The sequence below is a fragment of the Phascolarctobacterium succinatutens YIT 12067 genome (genome assembly GCF_000188175.1).
Lineage (GTDB): Bacteria > Bacillota > Negativicutes > Acidaminococcales > Acidaminococcaceae > Phascolarctobacterium_A > Phascolarctobacterium_A succinatutens.
This window is the reverse complement of sequence record NZ_GL830879.1, coordinates 33535-47835: the sequence shown is the minus strand read 5'-3', so window position 1 is coordinate 47835 and position 14301 is coordinate 33535. Positions and strand designations below refer to the sequence as shown.

The following is a 14301-nucleotide window of genomic DNA, read 5'->3' as shown; positions in this document are numbered from 1 at the left end:
GTTTTGCAAATACGAATTGAAAGGCGGGAACTGCAAGGAATACACAGACAAAGAGTACAGCGGCAAGAACACAGACCGCCCGAAGTTTCAGGAACTGGTGCGGGATATTAAGCGGGGCTTGATTGCAAAGGTCATTGTTTACAAACTTGACCGTATCAGCCGTTCCATTTTGGATTTCGCAAACATGATGGAACTGTTCCAGCAGTACGATGTGGAATTTGTGTCCTCTACGGAAAAGTTTGATACCTCTACCCCGATGGGGCGGGCTATGCTGAATATCTGTATTGTGTTCGCCCAGCTTGAACGGGAAACGATACAGAAGCGGGTGACGGACGCTTACTACTCCCGCAGTCAGCGGGGCTTCAAGATGGGCGGGAAAGCCCCCTACGGCTTCCACACCGAGCCTATCAAAATGGACGGTATCAACACAAAGAAGCTGGTGGTAAACCCGGACGAAGCGGCCAATATCCGGCTGATATTTGAGATGTACGCCCAGCCCACAACCTCTTACGGGGACATTACCCGGTACTTTGCGGAACAGGGGATTTTGTTCTACGGCAAGGAACTGATACGCCCCACGCTGGCGCAAATGCTCCGCAATCCCGTCTATGTGCAGGCGGACTTGGATGTGTACGAATTTTTCAAAAGTCAGGGTACGGTTATTGTCAATGACGCCGCCGACTTTACGGGGACAAACGGCTGTTATCTGTATCAGGGGCGGGATGTGAAGCCCAGCAAGAAAAACGACTTGAAAGACCAAATGCTGGTGCTGGCTCCCCATGAGGGCATTGTTCCGGCGGATATATGGCTGGCTTGCCGCAAGAAGCTGATGAACAACATGAAAATCCAGTCCGCCCGAAAAGCCACCCACACATGGCTGGCGGGGAAAATCAAGTGCGGGAACTGCGGATATGCGCTTATGAGTATCTTCAATCCGTCCGGCAGGCAATATCTCCGCTGTACGAAACGGCTGGACAATAAAAGCTGTCCGGGCTGTGGGAAAATCATCACTTCCGAACTGGAAGCGGTGGTTTACCAGCAGATGGTGAAGAAGCTGGAAAAGCACAAGACGCTGACGGGCAGGAAGAAAGCGGCAAAGGCCAATCCCAAAATCGCCGCCCTGCAAGTAGAGCTTCTCCATGTGGACAGCGAGATTGAAAAGCTGGTGGACAGTCTGACGGGCGCGAACAATGTCCTGCTCTCCTATGTGAATGTGAAGATAGCGGAACTGGACGGGCGCAAGCAGGAACTTGTGAAGCAGATAGCCGAGCTGACGGTGGAAACCATCAGCCCGGGACAGGTCAACCAGATTTCCGGCTACCTCGACACATGGGACGATGTATCCTTTGACGACAAGCGGCGGGTGGTGGATTTGATGATTACCACCGTTGCCGCCACAAGCGACAGCTTGAACATTACATGGAAAATCTGACGGGCGGTAATCCTCCCGTCAGACCGTTACCCTGTGTAGTCCCTTGTAAACTGTACTTTGTTACACTCTCAAATACACTATCAAATAAATTTTTTGGAGGTTTCCGATGGCTCTGTTATCCTTGGTTTTTTTACTGCTGGCGATAATGCTTGGTTTTATCCGTAAAATGAATACGGGTCTTTTGTGCATAGCTTTTGCCTTGCTTTTGGGACGTATGGCAGGCATCAGTGATGCGGAAATTATTAAAGGCTTCAATGCTTCTTTGTTCCTGATGCTTTTGGGTGTAACCTATTTGTTCAGTCTGGCACAGATTAACGGCAGTCTTGATTTGTTGGCGCAGAAGGTAATTTCCTTGGCAGGTAAGCGTGTTTATCTTATACCTGTCATTATCTATGTGTTCTCGATTATTCTTGCCGCGCTTGGCCCCGGCTCTGTACCGACTATGGCTATAATGATGGTTTTTTCCATGTCCTTGGCAGCAGAAATGAAAATCAGTCCTGTGCTGCTTTCAACCTTAACTGTTTTGGGCTCTTGCGCCGGTGGTTTATCACCGCTTGCTGCTACCGGCATTATCGGTGCGAATCTGTGCGCAGAGTTTGGCCTGACAGGTATTGAAAATGATTTTCTTATGAATGGCATTCTTTCCTTTACTATTTATGCTGTTATTGTCTACATTTTATTGGGTGGTTATAAGCTGCGTTCTGCTGCTGTGGGGCAGAAAAAAGAAGTTCCCTGCTTTAACAAAAAGCAGCTGACGACTATTGCCGGTATTGTAGTGATGGTGCTTATGGTTATGCTTTTGCGAATTAACGTAGGACTGGTCAGCTTTGCTGTTGCAGCCGTATTATCCTTTTTGCGTGTTTCAGATGAGACGAAGGCGATTAAACATATTCCTTGGAATACGCTGCTGTTGATTACCGGTGTGGGTGTTTTGATGCAGCTGATTATAGATCTCGGCGGTATTAAGGTGCTTTCTGATATACTTGTTTCTCTGATGAGCGCTAAAAGTGCTGCCGCTGTTATGGGACTTACTTCCGGTATTATGAGCTGGTTCAGCTCAAGCAGCGGTGTTGTTATGCCTACGCTGCTGCCGACAGTGCCGCATGTTGCTCAGCAGCTTGGCGGTGTGAATGAGCTGGAGCTGGCTTCTTCTATTACAACGATTTCGCATGTCGCTGCCATCAGTCCGCTTTCTACAGGCGGTGCGTTGGCGCTGGCAGCTTATGCTTCGGCTGCCAATGCCAATCAGAAGCAGCAGCAGAATCTTTTTATGAAAATGTTCGGTGTTTCTGCACTGGGTGTTTCTGTTTTGTGTATCTTCTCTTATTTCGGTATGTTCCACTGGCTGCTGTGAGATAAAAATTTTATAAAATATTTTGGTCTTCGTGCCTATTCGTATGTGTGCGAAGACTTTTTTGTTGCAGCGTGCATTTCTTTACATACGTAATATTACGTAGTATAATAAATTAAAGGAGGTTGCGTTTATGCCACTAACCCCTAAAGAAATGATCAGATTGCTTTTACAAAATGGTTTTGTTTATGTTAAGAGCAATAATGGTTCTCATCAAAAATATTTTAATCCACAGCGGAATATAACTGTTGCTGTACCTTTGCATACTAAAGAATTAAAGAAAGGCTTAGAACAGGCTATTTTAAAGCAGGCTTGATTAAAACGATAAGGAGAAGAAAGGAGCGCATCATGTCTAAAAAATATTTTTATCCCGTAATTTTTGAACCTGAGGAAGTAGGCGTTTCTGTTTATGTTCCGGATATTCCCGGCTGCAATACTCAAGGAGATTCTTTGGAAGAAGCTTTGGAGATGGTGCAGGAAGTGATTGGCCTGATGTTGGAAGGTAAAAAGCCTGAAGAATATCCTCAGGCATCAAAACCCAATGAAATCAACCTGGAAGGCAGTCAGTTTGTGATGATGGTTGCTTTTGATAAGCTTGCTTATGATAAAAAGTATAATGCGAAGGCTGTAAAGAAGACGCTCTCGATTCCTGCATGGCTTAATAATCTGGCAATTGATAACGATATTAATTTTTCAAATTTGTTGCAGCGTGCCTTGATTAATGAATTGGGATTAAATGCACGTTAATTTATAGAAGCACAAAAAGCCGCCGGATTGGAGAAAAATCTCCTGAGCCGGCGGCTTTTTTTGTGCCTTACGGCACCATGATAAATTCTACGATAAACACTACTGCGCAGCAGCAGCAAGCCACATGAAAAAGGCTCATGCCGCGCCAGGCGGTGGCAACGCCGACGCCGAGGGCAAGAGCACCTGCAGCAGGTGTTTGTGTTTCCTGCAGGATAGCAGGAAAGGTCATTACTGCGAGCGTCGTGTATGGGACATAATATAAAAAGGAACGGATGAAGGGATTTTTGATTTCCTTACGAATGAGTGTTAGCGGAAGCACGCGGATAGCGTAGGTAACAATTGCCATGACTGCAATATAAATATAAATATTGTGTTCCATCTGCTAATCCTCCTTTTGCTGGGACTGTACCGGCCTGAACCAGGCTGCAGCCGCTGCGATGACTACAGTGAGGATAATGGTACGTGTACCGCCGGTAAGCTGCGCCAACGGCTCCATGTATGTTGCTGCGAAGCTGGCGATGAAGCTTGTGATTACAACAGTTAAAATGATACGGCTTTCGCGTGCAGGGGGCATGATGATAGCAAGGAACATGCCAAACAGTGCTACACTCAGTGCGCTGACAATGCGTTCTGGCAGTGCCGCACCGGCGACAATGCCGCAGGCTGTGCCAATCGACCATCCAGGAATTGCTACGGCCATACCGCCATAGTAATAGTATGGATTCAAAACCCCCGGACGGGAGATGGCGATACCAAAAAGCTCATCCGTTACAGCGAAGGCCATAGCCAGACGATGTATAAAGCCTTGTGCACTGCTGAGCCTTTGGCTAAGAGCGCAGCTCATCAGCATGTAGCGTGCATTGGCGATAAGTGTTACAAGTGCTATTTCGGTATAGCTGGCGTTTTGACCTATGAGGGTAATGGCGGCGAATTCACCGGCTGAAGTGTTGTTGAGCAGGCTTGTCAGAAAGCCTTGGAATACAGAAAGCCCGGATGTGCGGTAAATAATTCCCAGAGAAAAGGCTACGGCAAAATACCCCAATCCTATGGGGATACCATCGTGCAAGCCTTGGCGGAAGGCCGCAGCATCGCTTGAAGCATTATTAGTATACACGGAATCAATATTCTTGGTTGAAATTTGCATCATAATACACCACAACGATCATAAGAAAATCCAAAAAACAAAAAAATCAAAATATAATAATGCTAAGTGTTGGAAATTTTACCCGTAAGCCCCAAACGGAAAGCTTACGGGTAGAAAGGCTTTGGTTAACGCTGAGGGGATGGCGTTATACCGGGAATGGTTATTTAAGCAGTTCCTGTGCAACAAGATGTCCTATTTCAGAGGTAGAAACCTTCTTCAGACCTTCTGCATAAAGGTCAGGCGTGCGGTAGCCTTGCTCCATAACTGCGTCAACAGCTGCTTCCATAGCGTCTGCTGCTTCGTTTTGGTTCAGGGAGTAACGCAACATCATAGCAACACTGAGAATGGTTGCCAGCGGGTTAGCAATGCCTTGGCCGGCAATATCAGGCGCACTGCCGTGGATAGGCTCGTACATACCGGTGCCGTCGCCGAGGCTGGCGCTCGGAAGCAGGCCGATGCTGCCTGCGATTGTGCTGGCTTCATCACTGAGGATATCGCCAAAGATATTATTAGTCAAAATAACGTCGAACTGCTTCGGATTCAGCACTAACTGCATAGCGCAGTTGTCAACATAGAAGTTGTTCAGCTCGACTTCAGGATAATCCTTAGCCTGCATTTCGGCAACAATTTTACGCCACATACGGCTGGAGCCCAATACGTTGGCTTTATCAACACTGGTTACTTTACCGCGGCGTTTTTTGGCAGCTTCAAAAGCAAAACGGGCAATGCGTTCTACCTCCGGACGGGTATATAGCTCAACGTCGCTTGCTTCCTCAACGCCGTCAGCGTTGAGGTGCGCTTCGTTGTGCTCACCGAAGTAGATGCCGCCGGTAAGCTCACGTACGATTAAAAGATCGGCACCTTCGGCACGTTCCGTTTTCAGCGGAGAAAGATGCGCGGTGAATTTGGAAACGGTCATCGGGCGCAAGTTGCAGTACAGGCCCAAAGCCTTGCGGATACCAAGCAGGCCTTTCTCCGGGCGGATGTCCGGGGCAACATTATCCCATTTTGGTCCGCCGACAGCACCGAGCAGCACAGCGTCAGCAGCCTTAGCGCTGGCGATGGTTGCTTCCGGCAGGGGAACGCCGGTTGCGTCGATTGCGCAGCCGCCGATGAGCTGCTTGTCATATTCAATTTCAAAGCCGTATTTTTTGGCAGCAGCGTCGAGAACCTCTACAGCTGCATCAACTATTTCTACACCAATGCCGTCACCGGGCAGTAAGCAAATCTTCATTATTTGTTTTCTCCTTTAATATAATTAATCAGGCCGCCACAGTCTGCGATATGTTGGATAAATTCCGGCAGCGGTTTTGTTTTGATCGTAATATTTTTATTGAGGATTTTGATTTCACCCTTGTTGACATCAACGTCAATTTCATCGCCGGGTTCAATCTTTTCAACGTCGGCGCCTATTTCCAGCACCGGCAGGCCGATGTTAATCGCATTGCGATAGAAGATGCGGGCAAAGCTGTCTGCTACGATGCATTTGATACCCTTAACCTTTAATACTACCGGGGCATGCTCGCGGGAAGAACCGCAGCCGAAGTTTTTGCCGGCAACGATGTAATCTCCGGGCTGTACGTTGGCGGCGAAGTTAATTTCCAGGTTTTCTTTCGCATCCTCCATTGCATGCTCTGCTAATTCTTTGAAATCGGCAATGTTCAGATATCTTGCCGGGATAATAACGTCTGTATCGATGTGGTCGCCGTAAAGCCAAACTTTGCTCATTTTACTACCTCCTCAGGGCTGGTGATATAACCGGTAATGGCACTGGCTGCAGCGGTATAGGGGCTTGCCAGATAAACTTCGCTGTCGACATGACCCATGCGGCCGCGGAAGTTACGGTTGGTGGTGGAAACAGCTCGTTCGCCTGCTGCGAGGATGCCCATGTAACCGCCAAGGCAGGGACCGCAGGTCGGAGTGGAAACGGCAGCGCCGGCATCAATAAAGGTATCAATATAACCGCGGTGCATAGCCTCCTGATAAATCTGTTGGGTTGCCGGGATGATAATCATACGCACATGGTCGCAAACCTTGTGGCCTTTGAGAATTTCGGCAGCCTGTTCAAGATCCTCCAGACGGCCGTTGGTACAGGAACCGATGACAACCTGGTCGATTTTGATTGCATGACCTTCCTTAGCAGGATGAGTGTTTTCCGGCAGATGCGGATAAGCAACAACGGGAACAAGCTCGTCGAGCTTAATATCGAGTACGCGGGCATATTCAGCATCTTCGTCCGCAGTAACTGCTTCCCATTCACGGGTTACGCCGCGTTCCTTTAAGAATTCGATGGTCTTTTCATCAACGGGGAAAATGCCGTTTTTGCCGCCGGCCTCAATAGCCATGTTGCAGATAGTCAGACGGTCGGCCATCGAAAGCTCGCTGACGCCTTCGCCGGTGAATTCCAAAGATTGGTAACGGGCGCCGTCAACGCCAATCATACCGATGATGGTCAGGATGATGTCCTTGCCTTTAACGTATTTCGGCAGTTTGCCGGTCATGTTAACCTTGATAGCCTGTGGAACCTTGAACCAGGAGGTACCGCTGGCCATAGCGCAGCCGATATCAGTCTGGCCCATACCGGTGCTCAGAGCATTGAGTGCACCGTAGGTACAAGTGTGGGAATCGGCGCCGATGATGATTTCGCCGGGAGCAACAAGGCCTTTATCCGGCAGCAGTGCATGCTCGATACCCATCTGGCCTACTTCAAAGTAGTTTTTGATTTCGTGCTTGCGGGCGAAGTCACGCATACGCTTGCACATGGTTGCGGATTTGATATCCTTGCAGGGGGAGAAATGGTCCGGAACCAGAGCAATTTTGTTTTTATCAAATACTGGTTTACCGATTTTTTCAAATTCGTTGATAGCCGGAGGACCGGTGATATCATTAGCTAATACTAAATCTACTTGAGAAACAAGCAGGTCGCCGGCACTTACGCTGTCGCGGTGAGCGTGCTTGGCTAAGATTTTTTGCGTCATTGTCATTCCCATAAGATAGTCCTTCTTTCTTTAGGGGCTGCCTATAAGGGGACATCTGCTTCAGAAGCGCTTCTAGGAGTACTAGTATGTACGCCGTCGTCGCGCTTCTTCGCATCTGACGCTCCTCTAGACAGCCTGTAAATTTTTTAAGTTAGAAAGAGTGTACTATGAAATAAAATAGCCCCTATCTGCGCTTGCAGATAGGGGCGAAGTTTTTTCGCGGTACCACCCTAAGTTGTACTTAATTTTCCCGATTAGCGAATCGGCAGCGTAACGTGCTGGAAACGTCTGCTCCTACTTGGTTCAGAGAAGCTGCTCGCGGGTGAGCTTCTTTGCCTGCTTGCTGGCGGCTTGCACCATACGCCGTCTCTCTGGATGCTGGGGCAGGTAAATTTTCCCGCTCATTGCATTTTTGTTTTTGAAATTAAAATATACACATCGCTGTGTTCTTCACATTATCGCAACAATTTCACGGTTTGTCAAGTGTGAAAATAAAAAAATGCCTAGAAAAACATTTGATGTGCAACTGAAATGGAAAAAAGTATTGCTGAAGTGCAAAGGAGTGTAGGGGTAAAAAAATGCTTCTTTCAGAAAATTGCCTTTTGCAGAACTTTTGTCATGTAAATAAATATATATATAATTTGTGATCGTAATAACGTGGTATTATAATTAAAATTACAGTCGTTGTGGTGGTCTTTAACAGAAACACTAACGGAACTGCTAATAGATTTATTGATAAAATGCTTTGAGAGGGGAATTTATTATGAATACTTCGCTGCCCAAAAAACAGGGATTGTATGATCCTTGGTTTGAACACGATGCCTGCGGTGTTGGCGTAGTTGCCAATATTAAGGGCAAGAAGTCTAATAAAATTTTACGACAGGCTTTGGTGGTTTTGCATAACATGGATCATCGCGGCGGTCAGGGAGCAGATATGAACTCCGGTGACAGTGCCGGTGTACTGCTGCAGATTCCGCATAACTTTTTTGTCAAAGAATGCGCGAAGCAGTACTCAGCGAAAAGCCGCAGCTTTTATATAACTACTTTAAACAGCTCTTTGTGCAGGTAACAAATCAGCCGATTGATGCCATTCATGAGGAGGTTTTCGCGGATACAACCAGCGGTATCGGTCCGGAACTGAATCTGATTAACCCGCAGCCGGAAAGCTGCCGCCAGATTTCTGCCGAATCTCCGGTATTAAGCAATATTGAGCTTGCTAAGCTGAAGAATATTCCTGATTTCGAGGCAGCAACAATTCCTATGCTTTACAAGGTTGCTGATGGCGGCGCCGGCTTAAAGCAGGCGTTGGATGCAATCTTTGCTGCTGCTGATAAATATATTGCGGAAGGCAAGTGCATTTTGATATTATCCGACCGCGGCATTACTAAAGATATGGCAGCGGTTCCTGCCTTGCTGGCAGGTGCAGGCATGCATCATCATCTGATTAAAAACGGTACACGTTTGCGCGCTTCTATTATCATAGAATCTGCTGAGCCGCGCGAGGTGCACCATATGGCGTTGCTTTTAGGCTATGGCGTTAGTGGTATTAATCCGTATCTTGCTTTTGAAAGCCTGGAGCATATGTGTGCTGACGGAATGCTGGATATCAGCTTTGAAAAGGCTGCTGAAAATTATATCAGCGCCTGCACTCACGGCATTGCTAAAATCCTGTCGAAGATGGGTATTTCTACTGTACAGTCTTATCGTGGTGCTCAGATTTTTGAAGCTATCGGTATCAGCAGTGCCGTTATTGAAGAATATTTCACCGGAACTCCGTCGCGTCTTGAAGGCATCGGCCTGGATGAGATTGCTAAAGAGGTTGCTATGCGTCATGAGCCTGCCTTTGCTGAGCAAAACATTGATCCTTTCAGCTATGAATCAGGTTCTCATTATCAATGGCGTAACGGCGGCGAGCAGCATATGCTTAATCCGGAAACGATTGTTAAGCTGCAGCAGGCCTGCAAGACCGGTGATTATAAGCTCTTTAAGGCGTTCAGCAAGCAGCTGCGCGGCAGTGCCTTTGCCAACCAGAATCTTCGCAGTATGCTGACCTTTACGCCGTAGCGTCTGCCGGTGAATATTGATGAGGTAGAATCTGTAGAAAGCATTTGTCATCGCTTCAAGACAGGTGCTATGAGCTACGGCTCTTTAAGTCAGGAAGCACATGAATGTCTGGCGATTGCCATGAACCGTATAGGCGGCAAGAGCAATACCGGCGAAGGCGGCGAGAATCCCAACCGTTTTGCAGCGCTGCCTAATGGTGATAGCAAGCGCAGTGCAATTAAGCAGGTTGCCAGCGGACGTTTTGACGTAACCAGCAATTACCTTGTCAATGCGGACGAAATTCAGATTAAAATTGCACAGGGTGTTAAGCCGGGTGAAGGTGGACAGCTTCCGGGCGGCAAGGTTTATCCGTGGATTGCCGAATGCCGCGGTACGACGGCAGGGATTGGTTTGATTTCTCCTCCGCCTCATCATGATATCTATTTTATTGAAGATTTGGCTGAGCTGATTCACGACCTGAAGAATGCTAATCCCCGTGCCCGCATCAGCGTTAAGCTGGTAAGTGAGGTTGGTGTCGGTACAATTGCTGCCGGCGTAGTTAAGGCCTGCGCCGATGTTGTACTTATCAGCGGTACTGCCGGTGAACGCTTCTGCATCCGTAATAGCGGCGTGAACGCTGTTGTTGAGGGTGTTGGTGACCATGGCTGTGAATATATGACCGGTGGTACGGTAGTTATTTTGGGACGTACAGGACGCAATTTTGCTGCCGGCATGAGCGGTGGTACAGCCTATGTTTTGGATATGCAGGGAGATTTTGCAACCTACTGCAATAAGGAAATAGTGCTGTTGGAAAAGCTGGAGGAAATCGGCGACAGCCTGACGGTAAAGAAAATGTTGCTGCAGCATGCAGAGCATACCGGCAGTAAGCTGGCTTTAGAGATATTGGATAACTGGGATGAATATCAGGATAAATTTGTCAAGGTTATTCCTAAAGAATATAAGATTGTTACGCAGAAGCTTAATGAGTATCTGCAGCAGGGAATGAGCGCGGATGCTGCCACCCTGAAGGTATTTGAGGAGGTGAAGTCATAATGGGTAAGCCTACCGGATTTATGGATTACAAGCGTGTGGAGCTTGCTTTGCGTGCCCCCGAAGAAAGAATTAAGGATTGGCAGGAGATTAAGACGAGCAGCCTGCCGCATAAGGAAGCACTGTGCTGCCAGGCAGCGCGCTGTATGGATTGCGGCGGTCCCTTTTGCCATAGCGGTGTAATGATTAACCGCATGGTTTCAGGCTGTCCGCTGCACAATCTGATGCCGGAATTTAATGATCTTGTTTATCACGGGATGGATGATTATGCCTATGCCCGTCTGAATAAAACCAATAATTTCCCGGAATTTACATCTCATGTCTGCCCGGCTCCCTGCGAGGGTGTCTGCACAGCTGGTGCTCCTGTCTATGGGCTTTGTGGGCAGCGAAGAGCGACTGTTTGAGGAATTCAAGTTGGCGAAGGCACCTAACGGCAGCATAGCGGCTGATGACAGCAGCTATGCGACCAGCGTACCCGGTGTTTTCGCAGCCGGTGACGCGCGTCGCGGACAGAGTCTGGTAGTGTGGGCTATTGCCGAAGGGCGTGGTGCCGCACATGCGGTTGATAAATTTTTGCGTAAGTAAGCTATAAGATTCTCCTTTCCTTTTATAAACGTGCTTGCAGCTTTTGTGTATATAAAAAATAGCTGCAGGCACATTTTTTATTAGCTGTAGCCTTGAAATAGGTAACGGCTACAGCAATGCACCATCTGCGTCATATAAATCAGAAGTGAAATCTTCGCAAACTCAAAGCTTTTCTGCGGATTTGCTTTTTCCCACGTTGCACTTTCCCTGCAAGATAAGCTATAATATAGATAAATATACCTAGCAACAGCTAAATTTAAGATACAGGAGAAAACAAAATGTTTATTGACAGAGCGAGAATTTATGTAGAAGCAGGCGATGGCGGCGACGGCATGAGCAGCTTCCGCAGAGAAAAATTTGTAGAAAAGGGTGGGCCGAACGGCGGTAACGGCGGTCGCGGCGGTGACGTTGTCCTGATTGCGGACAAAAATCTCAATACCCTGATTGACTTCCGTTACAAGAGAAAATATGTTGCTAAGCGCGGCGGTCAGGGTGGTACTAAAAACTGCACCGGTGTACGCGCCGATACTGTTTTCGTGAAGGTTCCGATGGGTACTTTGGTACGTGATGATGCAACCGGCGCCGTTATGGCAGACCTTGTTGAGGACGGCCAGACCTATACGGCTGCTAAAGGCGGCCGCGGCGGCAAGGGCAATGCCTGCTATGTTACCAGCACCAACCGTGCACCGACCTTTGCCGAAAAGGGCGAACCCGGTGAAACCCGTTGGCTGAAGCTGGAGCTGAAGCTGCTGGCCGACGTTGGCCTTGTAGGCTATCCCAGCGTAGGCAAGTCCAGCATTATCGCACAGGTGAGCGCTGCCCGCCCCGAAATTGCTGCCTACCATTTTACAACGCTGTCCCCGGTTTTGGGCGTGGTACGTCTGGATGAGGAGCGCAGCTTTGTACTGGCGGATATCCCCGGTTTGATTGAAGGTGCACATGAGGGTGTAGGCCTTGGTCATGACTTCCTGCGTCACGTAGAACGTACTAAGGTACTGCTGCATATTGTTGATGTGGCAGGCGTTGACGGACGTAATCCGATTGAGGACTTTGATAAAATCAATACAGAGCTGGCAGAATACAGCGAGCGTCTGGCACGCCGCAAGCAATTGGTTGTTGCCAATAAAATGGACCTGCCGGAAGCTCAGGAAAACTTTGAGCGCTTAAAGGAATACGTTGAAGCTAAAGGCTACGAAATCTGCAAGGCAAGTGCTGCTACCGGCGAAGGCTTGCGTGAGCTGATGTTTAAGGCTTACGACCTGCTGCTGCAGTATGTTCCTGAGGAGGATGAAGAAGACCTGGCACGCTTCGACGAGATTGATCCGGACAGCTATGAAATTGTTGTCGGCAACGATACCGACTGGGAGGTTCGCGGCAAGAATATCGAGCGTCTTGTTGCCATGACTAACTTTGATAATGACGAGGCACTTTACCGCTTCCAGCTGATCTGGAAACGTCTTGGTATTGATGAGGCGCTGAAGGAGAGAGGCGTACAGGAAGGTCAGAGTGTGCGTATTAGGGATATGGTTTTCGACTACAAAGAGTAGTGAGTACGCATATAATGCACCGTCGAGCGTCATGAAAATTCCTCGACGTATAAGGACGCAGATAATGCACCATCTGCGTCATGAAGCCTCCTAGACGTACAATGCAGTACGTCGTCGTCGGCTTCATTTAGCATCTGATACATTCTATGCGTCCTTAGGGAGTATGCCGTTGTAAACTGTATTTAGTAACTGATACATCCTATGTGTCCTTGGAGAAAGCTATGTATTGCGGATAACGCAAAAAATAAAAACTAGAACTGCAGGTGAGGGGAAATGTTGAATAATGAAGCAAGCCGTGAGGCTTTAAAAAAGGCTAAGCGTATTGTTATTAAGGTTGGTACGAGTACGATTACCTATGCCAATGGCAAGCGCAATTTTAGTCAGATTGACCGTCTGGCGCGCGAAATCAGCGATTTGCAGAATCAGGGCAAGGAAATGATTCTGGTTACCAGCGGTGCCGTGGCTGTGGGCGTGGACCGTATGGGTTTGCCCGGAAAACCCAAAACTATTCCCGGCAAGCAGGCCGCTGCTGCCGTAGGTCAGGGCGTTCTGATGCACACCTACGAAAAATTCTTTGCCGATTACGGTCAGATTGTGGCGCAGGTGCTGATTACCAAAACAGAGGCCATTGACCGCCATCGTTATACAAATACGCGTAATACCTTTATGGAGCTGATGCGTCAGCGTGTTATCCCTATCGTCAACGAAAATGACGTTGTGGCGCTCGACGAGCTGAAAATCGGCGATAACGATAATATGTCTGCTCTTGTTGCAGGCATTGTGGATGCTGACCTTGTTATCATTCTTTCGGATGTGGACGGCCTGTATACCGCTAATCCGCAAACGCATCCGGACGCTGTTATTGTGCCCGAAGTTGCGGAAATTACTCCAGAGATTGAGGCAAGTGCCGGCGGTGTCGGCTCTGCCCGCGGTACAGGCGGTATGGCGACTAAAATTCAGGCTGCCAAGGCTGCGACAAGCAGCGGCATTCATCTGGTAATTGCCAGCGGTACCGAAAAGAATGCCATTACCCGTGTACTGCAGGGTGAAGAACTGGGAACCTTGTTCGTGAGCCGTGAAAACCGTCTGCAGTTCCGCAAGCGCTGGCTGGCCTTTGGTGCCAAAATCGCCGGCAGTATTGTTGTGGATGATGGCTGCGCCAAGGCTATTCGCAAGGCCGGCGGCTGCAGTATTCTGCCGGCAGGCGTGTTTGCCGTGCAGGGTGAATTTTTGCCGGGCAGTACGGTGAGCGTTATCGATAAGGATGCGCACGAGCTGGCGCGTGGTTTAGTGCATTATTCTTCTGCCGAGCTGGAGCAGATTAAGGGCTGCAATTCCGGCGAGATTGCAAATATTCTGGGACATAAAAATTTTGATGAGGTTATCCACCGCGATGACCTGGTTATTTTATAAGGCAGGGTGAA

Annotated in this window: 13 protein-coding genes, 2 pseudogenes and 1 other annotated feature; of the genes and pseudogenes, 10 read left to right on the top strand and 5 right to left on the bottom strand. The window is 48.3% G+C overall.

From position 1 onward, the window contains the following. The 4 genes from HMPREF9443_RS04550 to HMPREF9443_RS04535 all read left to right on the top strand — a co-directional run. On the top strand, positions 1-1432 hold a 1432-nt coding region (locus HMPREF9443_RS04550), incomplete at its 5' end, for a recombinase family protein (RefSeq protein ID WP_230197146.1). Between the two features lie 106 nt (positions 1433-1538). Continuing rightward, on the top strand, positions 1539-2786 hold the full coding sequence (locus HMPREF9443_RS04545) for an SLC13 family permease (RefSeq protein WP_009145345.1): 1248 nt from the start codon (positions 1539-1541) through the stop codon (positions 2784-2786). A 130-nt stretch (positions 2787-2916) separates the two neighbouring features. After that, on the top strand, positions 2917-3099 hold the full coding sequence (locus tag HMPREF9443_RS04540) for a type II toxin-antitoxin system HicA family toxin (RefSeq protein WP_009145344.1): 183 nt from the start codon (positions 2917-2919) through the stop codon (positions 3097-3099). A gap of 32 nt (positions 3100-3131) precedes the next feature. Then, positions 3132-3530: a type II toxin-antitoxin system HicB family antitoxin gene (locus HMPREF9443_RS04535; RefSeq protein ID WP_040565044.1), complete on the top strand. Its 399-nt coding sequence runs from the start codon at positions 3132-3134 to the stop codon at positions 3528-3530. Between the two features lie 67 nt (positions 3531-3597). On the opposite strand, the gene HMPREF9443_RS04530 is transcribed toward HMPREF9443_RS04535, so the two are convergent. The 5 genes from HMPREF9443_RS04530 to leuC all read right to left on the bottom strand — a co-directional run bounded on the left by HMPREF9443_RS04530 (position 3598) and on the right by leuC (position 7664). After that, positions 3598-3909 (bottom strand): AzlD domain-containing protein, encoded by a 312-nt coding sequence (locus HMPREF9443_RS04530; RefSeq protein WP_009145342.1) that lies wholly within the window; start codon positions 3907-3909, stop codon positions 3598-3600. 3 nt (positions 3910-3912) lie between these two features. Continuing rightward, a complete protein-coding gene (locus HMPREF9443_RS04525; RefSeq protein ID WP_009145341.1) occupies positions 3913-4677 on the bottom strand; it encodes an AzlC family ABC transporter permease in 765 nt (254 codons plus the stop codon). Positions 4678-4834: 157 nt separating this feature from the next. Beyond that, on the bottom strand, positions 4835-5908 hold the full coding sequence (leuB, locus tag HMPREF9443_RS04520; RefSeq protein ID WP_009145340.1) for a 3-isopropylmalate dehydrogenase: 1074 nt from the start codon (positions 5906-5908) through the stop codon (positions 4835-4837). Beyond that, positions 5908-6402: a 3-isopropylmalate dehydratase small subunit gene (locus HMPREF9443_RS04515; RefSeq protein ID WP_009145339.1), complete on the bottom strand. Its 495-nt coding sequence runs from the start codon at positions 6400-6402 to the stop codon at positions 5908-5910. The genes leuB and HMPREF9443_RS04515 overlap by 1 nt, the downstream gene beginning before the upstream one ends. Beyond that, positions 6399-7664 (bottom strand): 3-isopropylmalate dehydratase large subunit, encoded by a 1266-nt coding sequence (gene leuC, locus HMPREF9443_RS04510; RefSeq protein WP_009145338.1) that lies wholly within the window; start codon positions 7662-7664, stop codon positions 6399-6401. Before leuC ends, HMPREF9443_RS04515 begins: the two co-directional genes overlap by 4 nt. Before the next feature lie 187 nt (positions 7665-7851). Next, positions 7852-8066, bottom strand: a binding site (T-box leader). A gap of 349 nt (positions 8067-8415) precedes the next feature. Here leuC and HMPREF9443_RS04505 point away from each other — a divergent pair. The 6 genes and pseudogenes from HMPREF9443_RS04505 (at position 8416) to proB (ending at position 14290) form a co-directional block, all read left to right on the top strand. Beyond that, positions 8416-8721, top strand: a complete 306-nt coding sequence (locus tag HMPREF9443_RS04505; RefSeq protein ID WP_009145337.1) for a glutamine amidotransferase — start codon at positions 8416-8418, stop codon at positions 8719-8721. After that, positions 8658-10748 (top strand): annotated as a pseudogene (locus HMPREF9443_RS11190) (glutamate synthase central domain-containing protein); the annotation flags it as partial. The gene HMPREF9443_RS04505 and the pseudogene HMPREF9443_RS11190, both read left to right, overlap by 64 nt. Then, positions 10748-11104: pseudogene (locus HMPREF9443_RS04495) on the top strand (glutamate synthase); the annotation flags it as partial. The pseudogenes HMPREF9443_RS11190 and HMPREF9443_RS04495, both read left to right, overlap by 1 nt. A 19-nt stretch (positions 11105-11123) precedes the next feature. Beyond that, positions 11124-11330 carry a hypothetical protein gene (locus HMPREF9443_RS10310; RefSeq protein WP_230197145.1) on the top strand — a complete coding sequence of 69 codons (207 nt, stop codon included), beginning with the start codon at positions 11124-11126 and terminating at the stop codon, positions 11328-11330. A gap of 278 nt (positions 11331-11608) precedes the next feature. Next, positions 11609-12877 (top strand): GTPase ObgE, encoded by a 1269-nt coding sequence (gene obgE / locus HMPREF9443_RS04490; RefSeq protein ID WP_009145332.1) that lies wholly within the window; start codon positions 11609-11611, stop codon positions 12875-12877. A gap of 273 nt (positions 12878-13150) precedes the next feature. Then, a complete protein-coding gene (gene proB, locus HMPREF9443_RS04485; RefSeq protein ID WP_009145331.1) occupies positions 13151-14290 on the top strand; it encodes a glutamate 5-kinase in 1140 nt (379 codons plus the stop codon). The last annotated feature ends 11 nt before the right edge of the window (positions 14291-14301 follow it).

What these genes read in the sequence shown, in the direction of transcription:
- leuC (WP_009145338.1), bottom strand. Translation starts at nt 7,664, where the DNA reads ATGGGAATGACAATGACGCAAAAAATCTTAGCCAAGCACGCTCACCGC.
- HMPREF9443_RS04545 (WP_009145345.1), top strand. Translation starts at nt 1,539, where the DNA reads ATGGCTCTGTTATCCTTGGTTTTTTTACTGCTGGCGATAATGCTTGGT.
- obgE (WP_009145332.1), top strand. Translation starts at nt 11,609, where the DNA reads ATGTTTATTGACAGAGCGAGAATTTATGTAGAAGCAGGCGATGGCGGC.
- HMPREF9443_RS04515 (WP_009145339.1), bottom strand. Translation starts at nt 6,402, where the DNA reads ATGAGCAAAGTTTGGCTTTACGGCGACCACATCGATACAGACGTTATT.
- HMPREF9443_RS04525 (WP_009145341.1), bottom strand. Translation starts at nt 4,677, where the DNA reads ATGATGCAAATTTCAACCAAGAATATTGATTCCGTGTATACTAATAAT.
- proB (WP_009145331.1), top strand. Translation starts at nt 13,151, where the DNA reads ATGTTGAATAATGAAGCAAGCCGTGAGGCTTTAAAAAAGGCTAAGCGT.
- HMPREF9443_RS04540 (WP_009145344.1), top strand. Translation starts at nt 2,917, where the DNA reads ATGCCACTAACCCCTAAAGAAATGATCAGATTGCTTTTACAAAATGGT.
- HMPREF9443_RS04530 (WP_009145342.1), bottom strand. Translation starts at nt 3,909, where the DNA reads ATGGAACACAATATTTATATTTATATTGCAGTCATGGCAATTGTTACC.
- HMPREF9443_RS04505 (WP_009145337.1), top strand. Translation starts at nt 8,416, where the DNA reads ATGAATACTTCGCTGCCCAAAAAACAGGGATTGTATGATCCTTGGTTT.
- HMPREF9443_RS04535 (WP_040565044.1), top strand. Translation starts at nt 3,132, where the DNA reads ATGTCTAAAAAATATTTTTATCCCGTAATTTTTGAACCTGAGGAAGTA.
- leuB (WP_009145340.1), bottom strand. Translation starts at nt 5,908, where the DNA reads ATGAAGATTTGCTTACTGCCCGGTGACGGCATTGGTGTAGAAATAGTT.